The 20,800-nt window shown below is 45.7% G+C and carries 18 protein-coding genes and 2 pseudogenes; 9 read left to right on the forward strand and 11 right to left on the reverse strand.

Annotated elements, in window-relative coordinates:
- Positions 1 to 14: 14 nt before the first annotated feature.
- From ABV001_RS16840 to ABV001_RS16880, 9 genes are all read right to left on the reverse strand, one after another.
- On the reverse strand, positions 15 to 3,053 hold the full coding sequence (locus ABV001_RS16840) for a SusC/RagA family TonB-linked outer membrane protein (protein WP_352423875.1): 3,039 nt from the start codon (positions 3,051 to 3,053) through the stop codon (positions 15 to 17).
- Between the two features lie 403 nt (positions 3,054 to 3,456).
- The gene (locus ABV001_RS16845) at positions 3,457 to 4,350 is read right to left on the reverse strand and encodes an AraC family transcriptional regulator (RefSeq protein ID WP_352423876.1); all 894 of its coding nucleotides are present in this window, start codon (positions 4,348 to 4,350) and stop codon (positions 3,457 to 3,459) included.
- Between the two features lie 45 nt (positions 4,351 to 4,395).
- On the reverse strand, positions 4,396 to 5,550 hold the full coding sequence (dnaJ, locus tag ABV001_RS16850; RefSeq protein ID WP_352423877.1) for a molecular chaperone DnaJ: 1,155 nt from the start codon (positions 5,548 to 5,550) through the stop codon (positions 4,396 to 4,398).
- A gap of 1 nt (position 5,551) precedes the next feature.
- Entirely contained in the window at positions 5,552 to 6,157 is a 606-nt protein-coding gene (locus ABV001_RS16855; protein WP_352423878.1) for a nucleotide exchange factor GrpE, read from the reverse strand.
- Between the two features lie 153 nt (positions 6,158 to 6,310).
- Positions 6,311 to 6,847 carry an HD domain-containing protein gene (locus ABV001_RS16860; protein WP_352423879.1) on the reverse strand — a complete coding sequence of 179 codons (537 nt, stop codon included), beginning with the start codon at positions 6,845 to 6,847 and terminating at the stop codon, positions 6,311 to 6,313.
- 182 nt (positions 6,848 to 7,029) lie between these two features.
- Positions 7,030 to 7,974 (reverse strand): hydrogen peroxide-inducible genes activator, encoded by a 945-nt coding sequence (locus ABV001_RS16865; protein ID WP_352423880.1) that lies wholly within the window; start codon positions 7,972 to 7,974, stop codon positions 7,030 to 7,032.
- Between the two features lie 45 nt (positions 7,975 to 8,019).
- The gene (locus ABV001_RS16870; RefSeq protein WP_352423881.1) at positions 8,020 to 8,994 is read right to left on the reverse strand and encodes a dihydroorotate dehydrogenase-like protein; all 975 of its coding nucleotides are present in this window, start codon (positions 8,992 to 8,994) and stop codon (positions 8,020 to 8,022) included.
- Between the two features lie 108 nt (positions 8,995 to 9,102).
- Positions 9,103 to 9,765, reverse strand: a complete 663-nt coding sequence (locus ABV001_RS16875; protein ID WP_352423882.1) for a YggS family pyridoxal phosphate-dependent enzyme — start codon at positions 9,763 to 9,765, stop codon at positions 9,103 to 9,105.
- Positions 9,765 to 10,214 (reverse strand): DUF4494 domain-containing protein, encoded by a 450-nt coding sequence (locus ABV001_RS16880; protein WP_352423883.1) that lies wholly within the window; start codon positions 10,212 to 10,214, stop codon positions 9,765 to 9,767. Before ABV001_RS16880 ends, ABV001_RS16875 begins: the two co-directional genes overlap by 1 nt.
- Positions 10,215 to 10,434: 220 nt before the next feature.
- Between ABV001_RS16880 and ABV001_RS16885 the strand changes: the two genes are divergently transcribed.
- Together ABV001_RS16885 and ABV001_RS16890 are read left to right on the forward strand one after the other, a co-directional pair.
- Positions 10,435 to 11,112, forward strand: a complete 678-nt coding sequence (locus ABV001_RS16885) for a DUF554 domain-containing protein (RefSeq protein WP_352423884.1) — start codon at positions 10,435 to 10,437, stop codon at positions 11,110 to 11,112.
- Position 11,113: 1 nt separating this feature from the next.
- A complete protein-coding gene (locus ABV001_RS16890) occupies positions 11,114 to 12,538 on the forward strand; it encodes a basic amino acid/polyamine antiporter (RefSeq protein WP_352423885.1) in 1,425 nt (474 codons plus the stop codon).
- Positions 12,539 to 12,585: 47 nt separating this feature from the next.
- On the opposite strand, the gene ABV001_RS16895 is transcribed toward ABV001_RS16890, so the two are convergent.
- Positions 12,586 to 14,970: a TonB-dependent receptor gene (locus ABV001_RS16895; RefSeq protein ID WP_352423886.1), complete on the reverse strand. Its 2,385-nt coding sequence runs from the start codon at positions 14,968 to 14,970 to the stop codon at positions 12,586 to 12,588.
- Between the two features lie 289 nt (positions 14,971 to 15,259).
- Here ABV001_RS16895 and ABV001_RS16900 point away from each other — a divergent pair, with 289 nt between their 5' ends.
- The 7 genes and pseudogenes from ABV001_RS16900 to ABV001_RS16930 all read left to right on the forward strand — a co-directional run bounded on the left by ABV001_RS16900 (position 15,260) and on the right by ABV001_RS16930 (position 20,616).
- On the forward strand, positions 15,260 to 15,766 hold the full coding sequence (locus tag ABV001_RS16900) for a radical SAM-associated putative lipoprotein (RefSeq protein WP_352423887.1): 507 nt from the start codon (positions 15,260 to 15,262) through the stop codon (positions 15,764 to 15,766).
- A 17-nt stretch (positions 15,767 to 15,783) separates the two neighbouring features.
- Entirely contained in the window at positions 15,784 to 16,914 is a 1,131-nt protein-coding gene (locus tag ABV001_RS16905; protein ID WP_352423888.1) for a TIGR04133 family radical SAM/SPASM protein, read from the forward strand.
- 42 nt (positions 16,915 to 16,956) lie between these two features.
- A complete protein-coding gene (locus ABV001_RS16910; RefSeq protein WP_352423889.1) occupies positions 16,957 to 17,709 on the forward strand; it encodes a hypothetical protein in 753 nt (250 codons plus the stop codon).
- A gap of 75 nt (positions 17,710 to 17,784) precedes the next feature.
- Positions 17,785 to 18,330: a nicotinamidase gene (locus tag ABV001_RS16915; protein WP_352423890.1), complete on the forward strand. Its 546-nt coding sequence runs from the start codon at positions 17,785 to 17,787 to the stop codon at positions 18,328 to 18,330.
- A gap of 22 nt (positions 18,331 to 18,352) precedes the next feature.
- A complete protein-coding gene (locus ABV001_RS16920) occupies positions 18,353 to 19,135 on the forward strand; it encodes a HipA family kinase (RefSeq protein WP_294082191.1) in 783 nt (260 codons plus the stop codon).
- A complete protein-coding gene (locus ABV001_RS16925; protein ID WP_294082188.1) occupies positions 19,122 to 19,505 on the forward strand; it encodes a DUF3037 domain-containing protein in 384 nt (127 codons plus the stop codon). The genes ABV001_RS16920 and ABV001_RS16925 overlap by 14 nt, the downstream gene beginning before the upstream one ends.
- A gap of 251 nt (positions 19,506 to 19,756) precedes the next feature.
- Positions 19,757 to 20,616: pseudogene (locus tag ABV001_RS16930) on the forward strand (ATP-binding protein).
- Positions 20,617 to 20,665: 49 nt separating this feature from the next.
- Here the strand turns inward: ABV001_RS16930 and ABV001_RS16935 are convergent.
- Positions 20,666 to 20,800: pseudogene (locus ABV001_RS16935) on the reverse strand (IS1595 family transposase); the annotation flags it as partial.

Below are 20,800 nucleotides of genomic sequence, written 5' to 3' on the forward strand. Positions count from 1 at the left end.
TATTTAACAAATGATTAAAAAGTAAGATTCAACCCTACGGTAAATATTCGTGGCGTTGGATAGCTTGCCATATCCACACCTGCATTCAGCGGATTACCCCACAGGTCGCCCATTTCGGGATTGAATCCTGAATATTTCGTAAAAGTAAGCAGATTATCGGCCGACACATAAATACGAGCCCTATTCAAGAATGCTTTTTGTGAAATATGACCCGGTAATGTATAACCCAATTGAATGGTTTTCAATCGTAAATATGAGCCATCTTTTACATATCGATCAGAGAAACGGTCGTTTTGATTAGGATCCCCTGTATGCACACGGGGAAGGTCGGAGTCGGCATTTTCCGGTGTCCACCGGTTCATCATCGCCTTCGAATTGCTCCACTCGCGCATGTTCGTACTGTACATTACGGAATACATATAATTGGCTATCTTATTACCTTGCGAACCCTGAAAAAAAGCATTCAGATCGAATCCCTTATAGGCTGCTGCCAAAGTAAATCCATAAGTGAAATCGGGATGGGGTGTGCCCAAATGTACCCGGTCCTCGTCATTAATGACTCCATCATCGTTCTGGTCGACGAAAATAACATCTCCCAGTTCGGCATTGGGTTGTATTACCTTTCCTTGACTATTGACATGACCACTCAATTGCTCTGTGGTCTTAAAAATCCCGGCAGTCTGCAAACCGAAAAAAGAAGCGATTTCTCTTCCTTCTTCGGTCTTACTGTACTGTCCATAGAGCGGTTCGCCACCACCCAAAGATATCACCTTATTCTTGATGAACGAGATATTGAAACCCGCAGTCAAAGAAAACTCTTTTCCAATCATGGTATCGTAATTCAGATGGAATTCCAATCCGCTGTTGCGCACGGAGCCGGCGTTGGTCTTTGGTCTTGACATTCCGGCATAAATCGGTATGGGGGTATCGAGGATCATATCGTTGGTATTGCGGATAAAATAATCTATATTTCCGGATAATCCGCCATTAAACAAACCATAATCGAGTCCCACGTTATATGATTCCGCAGTCTCCCACGATAATTCTTCATTCGCCAGTTTTCGCTGGATGGCTCCATCCACCTGGGAGCCGCCAAATACAGCCGTATAGCCGGTATTCATCAGCGACAGGTAGTCAAAATCCCCGGCGCTGGCCTGGTTACCCACATGTCCCCAACCGGCACGCAGTTTCAGTTGTGAAAGTGGAGAATTATGTTTCAGGTCTTCCATAAAATCCTCTTCCATGATATTCCATCCCAGGGAGAAAGAAGGAAAGTATCCCCATCTTTTCATGAACTTCGAGCTTCCGTCTGCACGATACGTCCCTGTGAAGAGGTATTTTCCGTCGAAAGTATAATTCAACCTGAAGAATCCGGACAACAATGTGTTATGTCCGGCACCACCCGATGCTTCCAGATTCTCCTTGTTGGACGACATACCGATATACCGCAGATCAGCATCTTCCGGCACGTCATATACCTTGGCAAAGAGATTGCTGGATTTCGACTTTTGGGCTTCCATACCCAATGTTGCATTAATACTATGTTTACCAAAAGTATTCACATAACTGAAATAATTATTGGTGTTCCAATAGACATTCTCGCTTCTGTTTTCGGTGAGGCTGCTCCTATCCCTTTGCTGATCGGCAGTAATATAATATTTAGGATAATAGTTGCGGGATTTGCCGAAAGCGAAGTGCTGCCCATATTGTGCTCTGAAAGACAACCCTTTGACGAATATATCGTTGATCTGCAGGAAGGCATTGGCGATGTAACGGTCTTCGGAATTCTTCCGGAATTTGTTTTCATAAGCCGATTGTGCCGGATTTCTTCCATAAGAGAAATAGATTTCACCAAACTGGTTCGTATATGAATCCCATGCCGCGGAAATCGGATCTGCTTTCAGTGACTGGGTAAGGGATCCTGAATAGAAATCGCCATCGTTACCCGATTTCTCATAAGTAGTATAAGAAGCATTGATTCCTATATTTACATTTTCGAACAATTTATATTCGTTATGGAGATGGAACATGAATTTATCGAGATAGGTATTTTTGATAATCCCCTCCTCCTTTGAATAAGTGGTACCGATATCATATTTATTCCGCTCCGAACCGCCCGATACATTGATATTATAATTCTGTGTATTTCCGGTACGCATGATCTCATCTTGCCAATTGGTGCCTACACTTTTATTGGCGATAGCATAATCTAAAATGGACTGCATCTGCAGTGACGGCGTTTGGTTGGCATTTTTGTAGGCTTCCAGTTTCAGCTCTGCATATTCGGCTGCATTCAACATATCCAACCGTTTGACAGTTTCAGTGGTTCCCCCAAAAATATTCACGTTCACCTTCGTTTTCTGTTCAAATGCTCCCCCTTTCGTTTTCACCAGAATCACACCGTTTGCCCCTCGCGAACCGAAAATAGCCACGGCGGAAGCGTCTTTGAGTATCTCCATCGATTCGATGTCATGCGGCGCAATATGGCTGATATCATTCACCGGGAATCCATCCACCACGAATAGAGGATCGGAATTATTCACACTACCGGTACCACGGATACGTATCTTCGTACCGGCGCCAGGTTCTCCCGAGTTGTTGATTACACTTACACCCGGTGCACGTCCCTGAATGGCCTGGGTAACGTCAACCGCGGACAATTTGGTCAATTCATCGGCTTTCAATGAAGACAAGGCTCCGGTCAAGTCACTTTTGCGCATGGTTCCGTATCCCACCACGACCAGTTCATCGAGCATCTCGGCATCCTCGTTCATGACGACGGACAAACGAGTCTGATTACCGACACTGACTTCGACTGTCTTATACCCAATACTTGAAAATACAAATACCGGATTTTCTGTAGTTACATTCAAGGAAAAATTCCCGTCGATATCGGTAACGGTACCGTTCAAGGTTCCTTTCTCCATAATATTCACACCAATCATCGCAGAGTTGTCCTGACTGTCCGTCACGGTACCGGTTACGCTGCGTTGTTGTGCCATTAACGATAGGCTCATACCAAGAGCCAGAAATAACATCATCACGTTTTTCATACGATTATTTCTTTTTCATTACAGTGTGTGGGGCTTCAGGTTTATATGCACACTCCACACGAGACAAATTATAAGTTAATAAAAGTTACTTATCGATTACAAAAATATAGCTACTGCGGCAGATGCACAAGTATTATCTTATCCTATAACAATACTATTTTAATCACGACACCACGACTGTATACAAAGCGCACAAACAGGTAGATAGTCGGAATTATTTAGAAAAAATTTGACTCATATTGACTATAAACAAGATAAATAAGAAGGGATATATATCCCAAAATGGTATTATTTTAATCCAAAATAATACAATATGCTCTCAATAATAATGAATAATTATAATTAAAATCATATTCTAATGATTATGGAAGTTACCGTAACCATCGAAGGAATGTCTATTTAACTAAACAATCACTTTGGTTTTTCTAAAATTTTCACGGAATTCCTTGGGAGAACAATCTTTTCTTTTTTTAAAAATGCGGTTAAAATTAGACAGGTTATTAAATCCGCACTCGTAACAGATTTCCGCAATGGAGTTGGTAGTATCCACCAAAAGCCTGGATGCATATCCCAAACGGATATCGATAATGTAGTCGGAAACTGTTTTTCCTGATCTCAGTTTAAAAAAACGGCTCAATGCCACAGGCGTCATCCCTATGATTCCTGCAAGGTCTTCAAGCCGTATCTCTTCTTTATAATGGTTATTGATATATTCATGTATTTTTCGTACGCGCCGGCTATCGGAATTCTCATCTATATGGGCGAATGAAGTGCTGGCCAGGGTGCGGTAATTGTCGCATAAGGAAAGTTCATAAAGAATAGTCAGCAGTTTTATCACGGCATGGAATCCTGATTTTTCGGCAGAAAGGGTGTCAATCATGGGGTAAACTTTCATAATGGTCTCCATCGGAAAGTTGATTCCTTTCTGTGCGTTACTGAGCATCTTACGGATGCTGTCGAACTGGTTTTTATGAATTAAATTACCGAAGAAAAGATCTTTGGAGAATTGAATGGTTATTTCCCGGATCTGTTTGGATGTACATTGATGTTGTTCCCATACATGTTCCAATTCCTCGCCCGCAATAAGCGTAAGGTCGTATTTGCCGATAACTTCAACCGAATCACCCACAATACGCCTTACTCCTTCGGCATTTTCAATATAATTAATTTCGAACTCACTATGGGAATGCAACGGGTAGGTGAATTCCGATTTCCGCCGGTCGGCAATATAAAAGCAATCCTTATCCGATAAAGGAGTAATCTCATGCATGATATGTCTGCAATCCGGGTTGGCCATCGACACCTATCGTTAAGATCCCATAATAATTTTATAAAGATAGTATTAATCGAACATTTTTTTGAATTTATCGAATACTTTTCTCCTTTCCGTTTGAGAAGGGATAAAGTTCTCCGACTCGTCCATTGCCTGAAGCCATTTCCGCTCCTTGTCGCTGAGGTTTTCGGGAACATACACATTCACATTGACCAATTCATCGCCTTTCCCGAATCCATTTACAGAGGGAAGTCCCTTGTTGCGCAAACGCAATACTTTTCCCGGCTGCGTCCCCGGTTCTATTTTCACTTTCGCGACTCCGTCGATAGTGGGCACTTCTACTGTCCCGCCAAGTGCAGCCATAGGGAAACTGAGAAACAGGTTATATATCACATCGTTCTCATCACGGATCAGATTGGGATCCTGTTCTTCTTCCACGACGATCAAAAGGTCGCCGTTCATCCCCCCCCGACGGGCAGCATTGCCCTTCCCCGACATGGAAAGCTGCATCCCTTCTGCCACACCGGCGGGTATCCTGATGGAGAGTACCTCTTCATCTCGTACAATACCTTCACCGTTACAATAAGAGCATTTTTTTGTGATAGTGGTCCCTTCCCCGTTACAGGTGGGGCAAGTAGAAGAAGTCTGCATTTGACCGAGAATGGTATTGGTTACCCGTGTCACCACGCCCGAACCCTTACAGGTGCTACAGGTAGAGGTTGAATTCCCATTTTCGGATCCGTTCCCATTACAATGGGAACAGGAGACATATTTCTTCACCTTAATCTTTTTCTCCACCCCGTTGAGTATTTCTTTCAGGCTCAGTTTCACCTTTACACGAAGATCGGATCCCCTGTTGACCCTTCTCCCCCGCTGCGAACCGCCGAAGCCGCCAAAACCGCCGAAACCGCCGAAATGACCACCGAAGATATCACCAAACTGAGAGAAAATATCGTCCATCGACATACCTCCACCGAAACCGCCCGATGCAGCTCCTCCTACACCGGCATGACCGAACTGGTCGTACCTTGCCCGTTTCTGCTCATCGCTCAGCACCTCATACGCCTCGGCCGCTTCTTTAAACTTCTCTTCCGCTTCCTTATTCCCCGGGTTCTTATCAGGGTGGTACTGAATGGCTTTCTTACGGTAGGCTTTCTTTATCTCGTCGGCAGTAGCTGTCTTCGTTACCCCCAGCACTTCATAAAAATCCCTTTTTGCTGCCATCTTATTCTCCTACAATTACTTTTGGAAATCGGATAATCTTGTCATTCAGGCGATATCCTTTCTGGATACAATCCACTATCATCCCTTTCTGCGAAGCTTCCTGAACCGGGACGGTGGTGACCGCCTCAAAACTGTCGGCATTAAACGGCTGACCAACGGTTTCAATCTCGGTTACGCCGTGCTGCTTCAAAAAAGCGGTAAATTTCGAATAAATCAGATCCATCCCTTCCAACATGGCTTCCCTGTCTTCTGTCTTATGCAATGATCCAAGAGCACGTTCAAAATCGTCCACCAGTGCAACAATATCCAGCAAGACACGTTCTCCACCATTTTTTATCAGATCGGACTTCTCTTTTAACGTGCGTTTCCGAAAATTATCGAATTCGGCATGCAGACGGAGATAGCTGTCATTCAGCTCGTCATATTTTTGACGAAGGTCATCTTTAACCGTTTCAGATTGTTCCATCCTATCTTCGGTCGTATCCGCCTTTGCGGTATCATCTGCCATTTTGTCCCCATCTTCGCCGTTCACAGCTTCTTCCCGTCCGTTGAATTCCTTTTCGTTGATCTCTTCGGGATCCATATTGAATTGATTGTTATTTGACATATTTGTTATTTTGTTTGATTTCGTTCTTGTAACCCCTAATCACCTATTCACTGAGGCACTTAGAGACTTAGGCACCTATCCACTTAGGCACTTTTCCACTTCTATCACTGCAAATAGTTTGCCAAAAATAAAAAAAAGGATGCAGATCGGCCCTTAAAGGAAGAGTTCACACCATTCATCGAACACTTCCACCTGGTGTGACCCGTGGTTGGCAAGGCTTTGCCTGATCTTTTTTATCGGTTTTTCTTTTCCCAACTGTGATTTGGAGAAAAACTTATCAGCGAAGCAAATAATTTTCTCCTCCAAGCTCTTTGGACGCATATCTCTATGGGGGAGAGGCAGTTTCCGGTTGAGAATAGTCTCCAGACTCAATCCGGTGCCGGTATGCCTCTCGCACACCAAGCCATGCTTCGGGTAGCCTTCCTGCGTAAGCAACTCACAACCCAGATAGCCATGGCAAATATAAGGGTAAGTACCTTCACAAGCGATATGGGGTGCTTTTGTCATGAAGATCCCGATATCATGAAGCATTCCCGCCTCTTCAATAAACCGGACATCTATTGCCAACTCCGGATGTTTCTGCACGATGGAAAGGGACTTGTTTGTCACATCCGTCACATGCGACATATAGATATCGTAGAGCTTTGTCCCCGCTTTGTAATATTTGTCGATAATTGCCTGTGTATCCATAAAATCAGCTGCCAAGTTGCCGTTATGGCAGGATTGCAAAAGTAATACAAAAAGATTAAATTAAAAAAAATCCGGCAAAAGCCTGAAAAACTTGAAGCAGACTTTACAATTATCGAAAACTGAATTATTGGAATCGTAATTATTCAAAACTTGATAATTCAACTTTGAATAATCATCGAATATCACAACGGCACTACATATTTCTTCATAGCCGTATCCTGGAATGATTGGGGGACGGCCGACTTCACTTCGTCGATAATAATGCCGATCATGCGCTCGCGCAGGAATTCCTGGCGGGTGACCAGGCTGATCTCACGTACCGGTGTGGAGTTCTTGAAAGGGCGCACATTCTTTTTCTGCTTCTCGCTCATGTTGGCAAGTGCCATCTCCGGAATGACTGTAAGCCCTTCGTTCTGATCCACGATGTTGATCAATGTATCGATACTGCCTGCCTCATAGGAAAAAATAGAATTGTTGGTACTACGCTTTTTCTTCAGGTTACACAGGTGGAGTATTTGCGTCCTGAAACAGTGCACTTCATCCAGCAACCAAAGTGCAGCAGAATTCAAATCGTTCTCGTCGAGCGCGGTTTTGGCAAACAACGACTTCTCCAATGGCGACACGTAAGCGAAAAACCGCTCATAATAGATCGGATATTCTTTGATGGCGGGTTCTTTCAAGGGTGTAGCCAGAATACCACCATCCAATGAATCATTGGCAAGTCCTTTCAGTATTTGGTCGGTAGTCAGTTCTGAAATTACAATACGGACATCATGCCTGTTTTCACGGTGGACCTGCATCAACTTCGGGAGCAGGTAAGGCGACACAGTAGGAATAATTCCCAAACGGAAGACACCCTTCACCACACCTTTTTCCTCCTGGATGATTTCCTTGATCTGGTTTACCTGGGCGACCGCAATACGTGCCTGAGTGATAATCAGTGCACCGATATCGGTAGGCTGTACCGGCAATTGGGAGCGGTCGAATATTTTCACACCCAGTTCATCCTCCAGTTTCTGGATCATCATACTCAATGTAGGCTGGGTCACGAAAGAGGCCTCGGCAGCTTTGGAGAAGTGGCGGTAATTATCTACCGCGATGATATATTCTAATTGCTGGATATTCATTTGATTATTCTATTTCTTTTTATCGATATATGGATTTTATCCGGCCTACTTGTAACTGGAGAAATATTTCATGAATTGTACCCGTTCGTAGAGCGCCGGACTCTTGATATTGGCATAGTTCAACTTACCTTTAAAATCGTCTATACGTGTGTAATTGCTCTGTTCCATCCATTCCTCCATACACATAAGCGTATCTTCTATCACATCGGAACCCTGTTCGTAAAGCAGGCTGCAAAGCTGGATGGCCCCGGCTCCTGCCAGAATTCCCTTGATAGCATCTTCCCAGGAATGCACCCCATAGGAGCAGGCTATATCGAAATGGGGCACCCGACCCGAAACAATGGCTGTCCAGCGTAGCGTATCTGTAAAATCGGACGGATTACTGAATACCGGCCCGGAGGTGATTTCCAGATTTTTAATATCGATATCGAGTTGGTAAAAGCGGTTAAAGAGTACCACACCGCCGGCCCTCAACGCTTTAAGCTTTCCTACCAGCCCCGGCAGATTACTGATATTCTTTGCCATCTTTATCACAATAGGGATACGGATAATCTTTTTCAATTCCCTTACAATATTCACGTAAGTGTCTTCCAGATAAGTATCACCAAACTCTCCCGCATTTAATATAAAGAGATTCAGTTCAATGGCATCGGCTCCGGCATCCTGGATAGTTTTGGCAAATTCAATCCAACGGCTCAGTTTATAACAATTGACACTGGCTATGATGGGAATATCGCACTCTTTTTTAGCGGAACGGATCAGGTCGAGATATTTCTCCATATGATTCATCTCGATGTATGTATTGATATAATCTGCCGCTTCCGGATAATCAGCAATCTGCACAAGTTTTTCAGAATGATTCTCGATCTGTTCCTCGAAGAGAGATTTCAATACTATTGCACCGATACCGGCTTTTTCCAATTCCTTGATCTTCTTGATTGAATTGGTAAGGCCGCTACTTCCCGCTATCAACGGATTTTTTAACCGTAACCCTGCAAAGGTTGTTTCTAAATTAACCATGGATGTATGATGTTCTTCAAAAATTTTATAATTAGCAAAAATAGGCATTTTATCGATAAAATCAATATCTTATATCGAAAATATATTGGAAAATAGTTGTAACAGGGATTAACGGTCTCCAAAAATCAGCGTCCCTATCCGTATCATGGTACTTCCTTCCTCAATGGCGACCGGATAATCACCCGTCATTCCCATGGAGATCTCCCTAAAACCGGGGTCGTCAGCGAAATAACCGGCCTTGAATTCGTCGAACAGCGATTTCAGTTGCCGGAACTCTTTGCGTACCTGATTTTCATCATCGGTAAAAGTAGCCATCCCCATTACTCCGGCAATCCGCACATGAGGGCATGTTTTCCATTTTCCTCCTTCAAGGAATTGACGGCATTCGTCGGGTGAAAAACCGGCCTTGGTTTCCTCCTCGGCAATATGTATCTGCACCAGGCAAGGTATAACCCTTCCATTGGCCGCCCCCTGCTTTTCAATCTCCTGCATCAACCGTTCATTGTCGAGACTGTGGATAAGGGATATGAAAGGGGCGATCTGTTTCACTTTATTCCGTTGCAGGTTACCGATAAAATGCCACTCTATATCTCCGGGGAGTTGCTCTTTCTTGACCACCAACTCCTGCACCCGGCTCTCCCCAAAGACCCGTTGCCCCGCATCATACGCCTCCCTGACCATCCCGGCCGGATGGAACTTTGAAACCGCCACCAACGTCACCGCGGAGGGAACGGTTTCCCTCAAATCATCGATATGCGACTGTATAGACACTACTCTTCCTTTTGATTTTTCTCTTCACCATAAGGGAAAACATCCATGATAGCCGTCTCGGTTACCGAAGCAATGGCATAGTCGATCATGGTCTTTTTCATTTCCCCCTCTACAATTTCCACGGCTTCTTTCAGCGCGGAAGCCTGTACCAGCATATTGACAGCCGTTTTCTTTTCAGATCCGCTCTTTTCGTCGAGCGTAATGAAATAAAGTTTCGCCTTATAATAACGATCACCCGTTTCATTGAAAAACGATTCCGTATACTTCACCCGTTTAATATCGGATATGGAAAACTCTCCCGAGATAAACGGCTTGATCTCTTCAATGATCCTTGCTTCCGCTTCGGTGAACGACAACGCGTCTACCAGATAGGGTTCCGTTACGGTCTTCTGCATGCCGGTCTCCAGCATCTTGTCATATCTTATCTTGCACTCAAACCAATTGTACATATATTTTTTATTTTTTGGCTGCATCCTTTCGCAACACAGTGCAAAGTTATGACTTTCCCTCAAAAATGAAAAATAAACTATGAGGTACTCGCATAAGCTCAATTTATCCCGAATTATCCCGAAAAAAATAATACTTTTGCAGATTATGAACTCAGGACATGTATATAATTACAACTGTTGTAACTATACTGCATTCGGAATTTACATTATCGGTTAAAAAATGATTGGAACCCTCGTAAATACAATAGCAGTAGCAGGTGGCGGCATGATCGGCCTGCTACTCAAAAAACGGATGCCGGAACGTGTCACTACCATCTATTTCCAGGCTATCGGCTTGTTTACCCTGGCCATTGGTGCATCGATGGCCATCGAGATGGAGAAGATACTCATTGTGGTCAGCAGCCTGGCTATCGGCTCCCTGCTGGGAGAATGGGCCGATCTCGAAAAAGGCGCCGAGCGGATGAGCGATTATCTGAAGCATCGCTTCCGCATCGGCAGTGAGAAATTCTCGGAAGGATTGGTGACTGCCTTTCTTCTTTTTTGCGTAGGATCGCTCACTATCATCGGTACTATCCAGGAAGGGACCGGTGGTTCACCGGATCTGCTTTTCACCAAATCGTTCATGGATTTCTTCTCTGCCATACTGCTGGCTTCTGCATTTGGCGCAGGCGTTGTGATGTCTGCCATCCCGCTTTTCATCTTCCAGGCCTCCCTCACCCTGTTGGCCAAATACGCTGCCACCTTCTTTACCGATGATATTATCCTTGGACTCACCTCTACCGGCGGCATATTACTGATCGGGCTGGGAATCAACATACTGGGGATCAAGAAACTCCGCATAATGAATATGCTCCCGTCGTTGGTTATCGTCGTATTACTTATATGGATATTCGGTTAAGGTGAAAAAGAAAGATGAAAAGTTAGGGTTATGGCTGTTGGTCTTCGTGGCACTCGGCTCTATGATCGGATCGGGGATATTCAATTCCCCAAAGGATCTTATCCGGATAGCCAATCCACAGGGAACCATGCTCACCTGGGTCATCGGCGGATTCGGCGCATTGATGCTGGCACTGGTATTTGTCTATCTCACAGGGAGGAAGCCTGAACTCAAGAGTGGTATCTATGCCTATGCACGCGACGGCTTTGGCGACTATATGGGGTTCAATTCCGCATGGGGATACTGGTCGGTTGGATGGCTGGGGAATATAAGCTACCTTGCCCTCTTTTTCAAAACGTTGAACGACCTGTTGGGCGAGCATGCCCTTTCTCCCTTGCAATCCTTCTTCACCGGATCGGCGATCCTATGGGTCTATTACGCTATCCTGATGGCAGGAGTAAAGGAAGGTGCCATCCTCAACTTAATCGTGACGGTCGCCAAGTTGATCCCCATCGTACTGATCATCCTGCTCGCACCGGCGCTCTTTGACCGCGACCTTTTCCATGTGGCTGAGTGGCAGTCAAGGCTCGCTTCCACGGGAGCGGCCACAACACCTGTTCAGCAGGTGGGAGACGCCATGGCAGTCGTACTCTGGTGTTTCGTCGGGATAGAAGCCGCCTCCGTATTGTCAGGCAGGGCCAAGGAGCAGAAAGCCGTACGTACCGCCACCATTCTCTCTACCCTGATTGTTTTGGGAATATATATGCTGATCACACTGATAGCCATGTCCTCCATTCCGGCAAGTGAGTTAGCCTCTTCAGAGACGCCTTTGGCCCTGGTGCTCGAACGGACTGTGATAGGTGCCGCCGGTGGTGCGATCATCAAGCTGGGCATTATGGTGTCGGTATTGGGAGCCAGCCTTTCATGGATATTACTCTCGGTGGAGACCATGTATGCTGCTGCCCGCGACGGTGTGATGCCCCGACGACTTGCCAGGGTGAACAGCAAGGGAACGCCGGTCAACGCATTGCTAATCACCCAGATATTCACACAGGTCTTTCTACTTGCCATCCTCTCACCCAGACTCAACGAAACCTACCTTGCCGCCATCACCATCGCCACGACACTGGTCCTGATACCCTACCTCCTCTCATCGCTCTATGCCGTAAAGACGGCAATTCATTACAGGAAAGAGGAAAAAACGCCCCGGAATCTGGTGATCGCCCTGCTCGGCACTATCTATTCAATGTATGTGATTTATGTGGTAGGTATCAAATACCTGTTCCTTTCCATACTTTTTTATGGTGCCGGCTCACTGTTGTTTATAAAGGCGAAGAAGGAGAAAAAAGAACACCCCAAACATTGGGAATGGGTTGTCATCATCCTGCTGCTTTCCGGAGCAATACTGATTACCGTGCAAATCCTGACCGGAAAGATCATGCTATGACGGGGTAACCTCCTCCCTCTCTATTCAACACTTAATCGTATTACCTGTTAAAAAGTATACCGCAGCGTGGCACCGAAACGGGTGGGATACCCACGTTGTACAAAAATATTTGTTTCGCTGACCGTCACATCATCCTGTTCGAAAAGGAATGTGTTATACCTCGTATCGAAAAGGTTTTCCACCCAGCACTCCAATCCAAGAGCACCTCTTTCCACGGCAATACTGGCATTGGTAATTCCATAAAAAGGCTGATAAAGGTCTTTCGTTCCGGCATCATTTTTATTCGATTCCGTCCAGTAGATCTTTCCTACCCCCTGGTACTGCATATTTCCAATCACCCGGTCGATCAGTGAACCATAAGGAAGGTGGTGCACATAACTGCCTCCCAGGCTCAATGTATGCCGGGGTGCAAAGGGCACATGGTTGTCGGAATAGTCTATCGGATCAGTACCCTCCACTTCTCCTGTTTTATACTTGACAAAACGGGCATCGGCAAATCCATATTCGGCAAAGAATGAGAGGTTGTCCATCGGCACGAATTTCGCGCTTAACTCAAACCCCTTACTTTCCGATTTGCCCGCATTGGCGATCGTTCGTCCCGAGGTGCCCTGTTTCGCCAATTGGGTGATCTGCAGATTATCCACATGGGTATAAAAGAGCGCATAGGTCAAAGAAAATCTTCTGTCGAGCATCTCGTATCGTCCACCCAACTCATACGTCCAACTGGTTTCCGGATCATAAGAGAGTTGCTCCTCAACTGATCCACCGCCCGTGGAGGGCATTTCAGGAATTTGTATATTGCCGGGTATGTACGGCTTCACATTTCTAAACAATGACTCTGCGAGAGCTCCTTGGAGTACATCCGAGAAGACCTGTTCATTGTATCCTCCCGTCTTGTATCCTTTTGAAGCGGAAAGATAGATTTGTGAAGTAGGAGACATCTGGTATTTCAGCGCGAACTTGGGTAGTATTTCCCAGAAATCTTTTCGGAAAGATCCTTCCAGCAGGGTATCTCCTTCTACGGGTATGGGTGGCATAGGCCTGCCGGGAATCTGGAACTCCATATTGATATCTCCTCCGTCACTCTCGGTGATGTAATCGAGACCGGTATGTTCATAATCAAAACGGATACCGGCTGTAGCGGAAAATCCATCCACACCAAAAAGATTATTGAGCGTGGACTGGTGGAATAGCGCCACACCCCGCGAAGGTTTGGTGTATACGCCTGGCAGGTCGATCCGGTCATTGGCGTATACCAGGCGGAGAGGCGCCCCAAGACCCTCCATCATCGTGTCTAAAGGACGTTGCATCACCGCAATCATATCTTCCTTCAGCGCTACCGGCGTATCAATCTCCCGATGATCCACAAAACCGAAAGCACCTACCACCCAGCGGTAATTTGTTTTCGTATCCGACTTCACGGTCACCTCCTGGCTTACAGAATGCTGTTTCTGCTTCTGATTGATAGAGAATACAGACTTTGGAGAGTAATCCTGGTCCATCTTCATATCGTCTTTCAGATATTGAAATCCGGTAGTAGAATGGATACTATACCCGTTACCGGTATAATCGAGCGACAGCCCGTTGGTAAACAAGTGACGGTCGTACGATGACGGCTCATTGAAACTGACAGCCGTGGAATCCTCATGCATATAAGGGAAAGCGCCACCGGACACATAGTCGTAATTCCCGAAAAACATCGCTTTGAACGAGGGAGAAGCCTGCCACTCCAGTTTAAACCGGCCACCGGCATTTTCAGAATCATCTACTTTCTTCCCGGTATAGCTGTTCTTGAAATAGCCATCATCCCGTTTATAATAACCGCCCACGGAAAGGCCGAAATTGTCAGAAAATTTCCTGTAATCCGATCCTTTTACCGAAAATTGTCCATAATTGCCGCCGCTCACCATCAGTTTAGTGCCCTGGAAAGAGAGAGGGGAAAGGGTGTACATATTTACTATGCCACCAATGGCATTTCGCCCATACAGTGTGCCCTGTGCTCCGCGAAACACCTCAATCCGCTGTACATCCTGGAATTCAAAGTCGAACGCCGAAGGGTTGAAACTGGGCACATTGTCCACATAGAGGCTCACCGTCTGCGACCCGAGACGGGCACCCACACCACGGATATAAATGGGTGTGGAGACTTTCGCCCCATAAGAAGGGATGAAGAAGTTAGGGATAAAAGCGCTCAGCCGGGGCAAAGATTCTATCCGGGCATCCTGTAGCTGTTTAGGTGACACCACCGAAACGGCAGTGGGCAGGTTTTTCAATTCATTGGTTTCTTTCACCGAACTGCTTACCACTACCTCATTCAGGTAATACACTTTTAGGGTATCATTGGGATTAGCCTCTTTAAACCGATCGTTTTCGTCAGCAAATACAAAAAGAGTACTGCAGAAAACATATATTACTAAAAATAATTTTTTCATACGATTCAATACTTAAAGCCAAGAGTCAAGAACCAAGACATTGAGAAATGAACGTTATACCCCTACTGTTCATCTCTTTAGTTGATTATTTTAACAGGCAGTTCTGAATACAAAGTTTATAAGGGCACAAAGGAACAGCAAAAAGACATGCCTGTCAATCACCACTATTAGTGATTTTTATTAAATTAAGAAAACTCGTGAAAAAATATGGCTTTTGGTGCAACGTTTTGCTCTCTTTTTCATCTATACTAATATAACAAGTACAACTTTGTATGGATTCCGATAACCTATGAAGAAATTTGTCTTAAAAACCTATGGAAAGATTATCGCCTGGGTCCTGACTGCATTAGGGCTTTACACCTCCTGCGATAAAATAGAACCTCGCGTAGAATATGGCACTCCCACCGCAGACTTCATTGTCAAGGGAAATGTCAATGATGCACACAACCTGCAACCGATTAAGGATATGGCCGTTATCTATAAATCCGATATGGCGCCCTTCGGGAATGACACTGTGCGAACCGATGCCAACGGAAATTACGAATTAGAATTCACGAAGACCGCTTTCGGCGCGGAAGACATAACAGTCTACACTTCAGATATCGACAAAGATGAATTTCAGTCCGATACTATACGGATAAAAGCATCTGAACTGAAGCAAATTGGTAAAAGGAGAAAAAACTGGTACAACGGCAAGTTCGAGGGGAAAGCTGATTTCACGCTTGTCAGACATCCCGGTCCGGTACCTATGTACGGAATAATTCCCACAAGACACCAAGAAATAAAAGGAGAATAAACAACAAATGAGGTTTTATGGATACGAAAAAGAAACTCATTCTGTCTCTTTACCGGCAATACAAGGCTACGCAGACCAAACAGCATGAACTAACCTATCTTTTTTGGGAATGCACCTTACGCTGTAATTTCAACTGCGTACATTGCGGGAGCGATTGTACAAGGCAGGCCGCCGTTCCCGATATGCCCAAGGAAGATTTTCTGAAAGTACTTGCGGATATCCGGCCGCATGTAGACCCTCACAAAACCATGATTGTACTCACCGGCGGAGAACCGTTGGTACGCAGGGATCTGGCGGAGTGCGGCCAGGCAATGTACGATATGGGTTATCCATGGGGATTTGTCACCAACGGTTGGGGGTTAGAAGAGAAAAGATTACAATCTCTCCTCAAAGCAGGACTACGCTCTGTGACCATCAGTCTGGACGGCCACAGGGAAGAGTCGCATGACTGGTTCAGAGGAAAACAAGGCTCATGGTTACGGGCCATCAATGCTATTTCCAGAGTTGTGTCAACACCGGATCTGGTATATGATGTAGTCACCTGTGTCAACAAGAGGAATATAGCTGATTTGCCGAGACTTCGCGATTTACTCATTTCTTTAGGTGTCACACACTGGAGGCTCTTCACCGTTTTCCCGAAAGGACGGGCCAAAGACAACCCTTTATTAAAACTGTCATCCGACGAATTCCTACAAATGATGGACTTTATCCGTGACACCCGACGGGAAGGGAAAATTAATGCCTCCTACGGTTGCGAAGGATATCTGTCCGACTATGAAATGGAGGTCCGCGATAACCCTTTCTTTTGCCAGGCAGGCATAAACATCGCCTCAGTACTTGTCAACGGCGATATCAGCGCCTGTCCGAGCCTTAGGGGTGATTACGTGCAGGGAAATATCTACCGGGATGACTTCTGGACGGTCTGGAACACCCGATACCAGATTATGCGTGACCGCTCATGGACAAAAACAGGGAAATGTGCATCCTGTAAATCATATAAATACTGCCAGGGAAACGGTCTTCACCTTCGCGACGAGAAGACGGGCGAACTGTTGCATTGCCACCTCGAAATGATGGGCATTAATCCATGCAAGCAAAAGAGAGCAGTCAATAACACAAACCTGATAAACAAAACCGCCATCTTATAGAGTGCAAACCAAAACAAATGGTTAGATAGAAAAGAAGCTATTATGAAAATTAAACTTATCTTTTTTTTAGGGGCTGTCATCAGCTTCGGAACATCTACTTATGCCCAACAGGCAGGGAGCTATTCATTGGATAGCCGGGATAAAAAATGGCTTCTCGATATAACGGCAGGGGCAAATATCGATATGATCCGTTCCGGTTCCAGCCCTGAATCGAAGTTGCTTGGTTCCAGGCCGAACATCGTTCCGGCGGTGGGAATGCGGCTCACCTGGCTTTTCTCGGACAAGGTAGGAGCATACGCTAAATTACACTACAACCTGTATAAAAGTGAGAAAACAGAATATGCCCAATCAAGCATCATAGGAGAAATATTGGAGGTTTTAGCGGATCATCTCTTCTTTCCCGCCTCAAGACTATACCCCTCCCTGGATGCCGGAGTCGTCTATCGCCTTGAACAAGACAAATGGAAGATCCATCCCGGAATCGGAATCGGATATATAAGGTATCTACCCGACAACAATTCGTCAAGAACCTGGTTAAAAGATGAATCCGAAGAGACCATATCCTATAAGCAACGGGCCTCACCCATATTCCTGAATATGGGCCTATCCACCAGATACCTTGTCTCCCAAAGGGGATCGCTGGTACTGGATATAAACTTTCAACAGCCGTTGCAAAAATCTTATGCGGAGTTAACCACCCGGATAGACGGAGTGGAGACCGACAGGAAATCATACCGGACATCCACTGTCGGAAGAAACATCAATGTGAGCATTGGTTACGGAATAACGTTCTGAAAGGGATATTTCGTTTCCTCGCCGTCACCGAACCCCAAACACTGTTTTCTTGTTATTACAATAAAACAGGTAGCAATGAAACGAGCATTATTGATTGTTGACATGCAAAACGATTTCTGTCCGGGCGGAGCTTTGGCTGTAAAGGATGGCGATAAAGTAGTTCCGGTAATCAACGCGGTCATGGATAAGTTCGATCTGGTGATTTCATCACAGGACTGGCATCCGGAAGAGACGGTGCATTTTGAGAAATGGCCCGTACACTGTGTGGCCGGCACAGAGGGTGCCGAATTCCATCCCGACCTGGATACCGGTAAAATAGACCAGAAACTGTTAAAAGGCACCGATAATAAAGATGACGGCTATTCCGCTTTTGAAGCGACTAACAAATCCCTCACCGGGTTGCTTCATGAAAACAATATCCGTAAATTGTATGTCTGCGGCCTCGCCACAGATTATTGCGTGAAAGCTTCTGCCCTCGACGCGGTAACGCAGGGATTCCACACCTATGTGATCACCGATGCCATCGCCGCGGTCAATGTACAACCCGGGGACGATGAGAAAGCATTGCGTGAGATGTATGCCAAAGGATGTGTACTGACAGAGTCACGAGAAATCCAATGATATTATCGTATCTTTGCACCCTATGGGAAAAGATAATTCACTACGCACAGTAAAAGTTGTCCGTTATATCCTGCCTTTGCGTGAAGGCGGGTCTCTCCCCGCGTTGGCAGAGGCGGACGACGGGTTCAAATATGTGCTTAAGTTCCGCGGCGCAGGTCATGGCACCAAGATGCTGGTGTCGGAATTGCTGGGCGGAAAAATAGCCTCTGCGTTGGGATTGCAAATTCCGGAACTGGTTTTTGCTACCCTCGACGATGATTTCGGTCGCAGTGAAGGCGATGAGGAAATACAGGACCTGCTCAAGGGAAGCGAAGGGCTCAATCTCGGGTTGCATTATCTCTCCGGGGCAATTGCCTATGACCCTACCGTAAAGATTGATCCTTTCCTGGCGTCTAAGATCGTTTGGCTCGATGCATTTACGACCAATATCGACCGCACATTCAACAATACCAACCTGCTGTGGTGGCATCGTGAATTATGGGTGATCGACAACGGCGCTTCGTTCTATTTCCATCATTCGTGGAATGATTTCGAAAGGCATGCCCTTAACCCGTTTCCCCATATCAAAGACCATGTATTGCTACCCCAGGCATCGATGCTCGATGAAGCCGACCAGTTCGCACATGAAGCCCTTTCATCCGGGCTGCTGGAGGGGATCACCGCACTTATCCCGGATGAATGGCTGGTATGGAACCATACGCAGGAGACACCGGATGACATCAGAGGCGTCTATCTGAATCTTTTGAAAACGCGACTGCAACATTCCCAAAACTTTCTAAAAACCGCCAAAGATGCAAGAGGATAAGCTGTATCATTATGCCGTTATACGACTGGTGCCAAGGGTTGAAAGGGAAGAATTTTTCAATGTCGGGCTCATTCTTTTCTGCAAGCGGGAAAAGTATATACGTTTTGAATACCATCTCTGTCCCGAGAAATTCAGGCTGATGCATTCGGAAGCGGATTATGACGATGTAATCGACAACCTTGAGACACATAAACAGATTGCGCAAGGCAACCCCCAATGCGGCCCCATCGCGCGACTGGATATCCCCGACCGCTTCCGTTGGCTGACGGCCGTACGCAGTTCCATTATCCAGACGTCACGCCCGCACCCCGGTAAAACCGGAGATCTGGATAGAACATTCGAGAGATTGTTTGAGGAGCTGGTGAAGTAAGTCTCCTATTTTGCCAAATTACTGAATAAAAAACTGCCAACTGACCGAATAAAATCCGGCCAACCGGTGGAATGAAAATCGGCCAACTGACCGAATAAAATCCGGCCAACTGGTGGAATGAAAACCGGCCAACTGACCGAATGAAATCCGGCCAACTAACCGAATAAAAATTCATAAAGCATTTGCAACCAAAGAAAAACATATTATATTTGTATCCGGAATATTCAATATTATCTAACAAGAAAAAGAGTATGGATACACCATTGGCTTATATACCGAGAATAGCGGACAACATGCTACAAGAACAACTCGCAGCAGCAGGGGTAGTCTTGGTTCAAGGCCCGAAATGGTGTGGAAAAACTACTACCGCGGAACAGCAAACCAAGAGCGTGTTATATCTGGATGCGCCAAAGACACGTCAGGCCAATTTGCTATTGGCCGAAACAGACCCGGAAATTCTTTTCCAGGGAGATACACCCAGACTGATTGATGAATGGCAGCTGGCTCCGAAATTATGGGATGCGGCACGATTTGAAGTGAGTCGCAGACGACTACACCCGGACAATTTATTTTCACCGGATCAAGTGTTCCGCCGGATATGTCGCAATTAACCCATTCAGGAACCGGCAGATTTGCATGGCTCACAATGAGGCCAATGAGTTTACATGAATCCGGGGAGTCAAATGGGGTCGTCAGTCTCGAAGCATTGTTCAAAGGAGATGTGGAATCAGCCATTGCAACGGACATGTCCTTACACGAATTGGCTTATCTGATTTGCCGGGGAGGTTGGCCGGGATCTCTCAGTTTAACCTCAAAAGCAGCGCTACGTCAAGCCATAAATTACGTGGAGGCCGTTGCTAACAGGGACATTTCCCGGGTAGATGGAGTAGTACATCTGCGTAATGGCAGCTTTGGGCTGATAGAGATAAAACTGGGTGGCGACAGTTTAATAGAGACCGGAGCGAACACCCTCAAGCAACTGGCTGATAAAATAGATACCACGAAAATGAGGCCCCCCTCATTTTTGATGGTGCTCACCGGGGTAGGCCAATATGCTTACCGCAGGAAAGATGGTGTGTATGTAGTGCCGATCGGCTGCCTGAAAGATTGAGAAAACGATATTAAAGAAGCCTTACTTAACCCTTAAAAATAAAATATGATTATCCGCAATATGACCTATTGTAAATTTTCGATTTGAAATCGGGGCTGTACGAGACAGCGGCAATGACCAGCCTGTCGAAAAGTTTGTCCGGGAAGAATCTCCGGTTAAACTTATAACAGAATTCATTGAGGTA

The organism is Proteiniphilum sp., from assembly GCF_040307845.1.
In the GTDB taxonomy this organism is placed as follows: Bacteria; Bacteroidota; Bacteroidia; order Bacteroidales; family Dysgonomonadaceae; genus Proteiniphilum.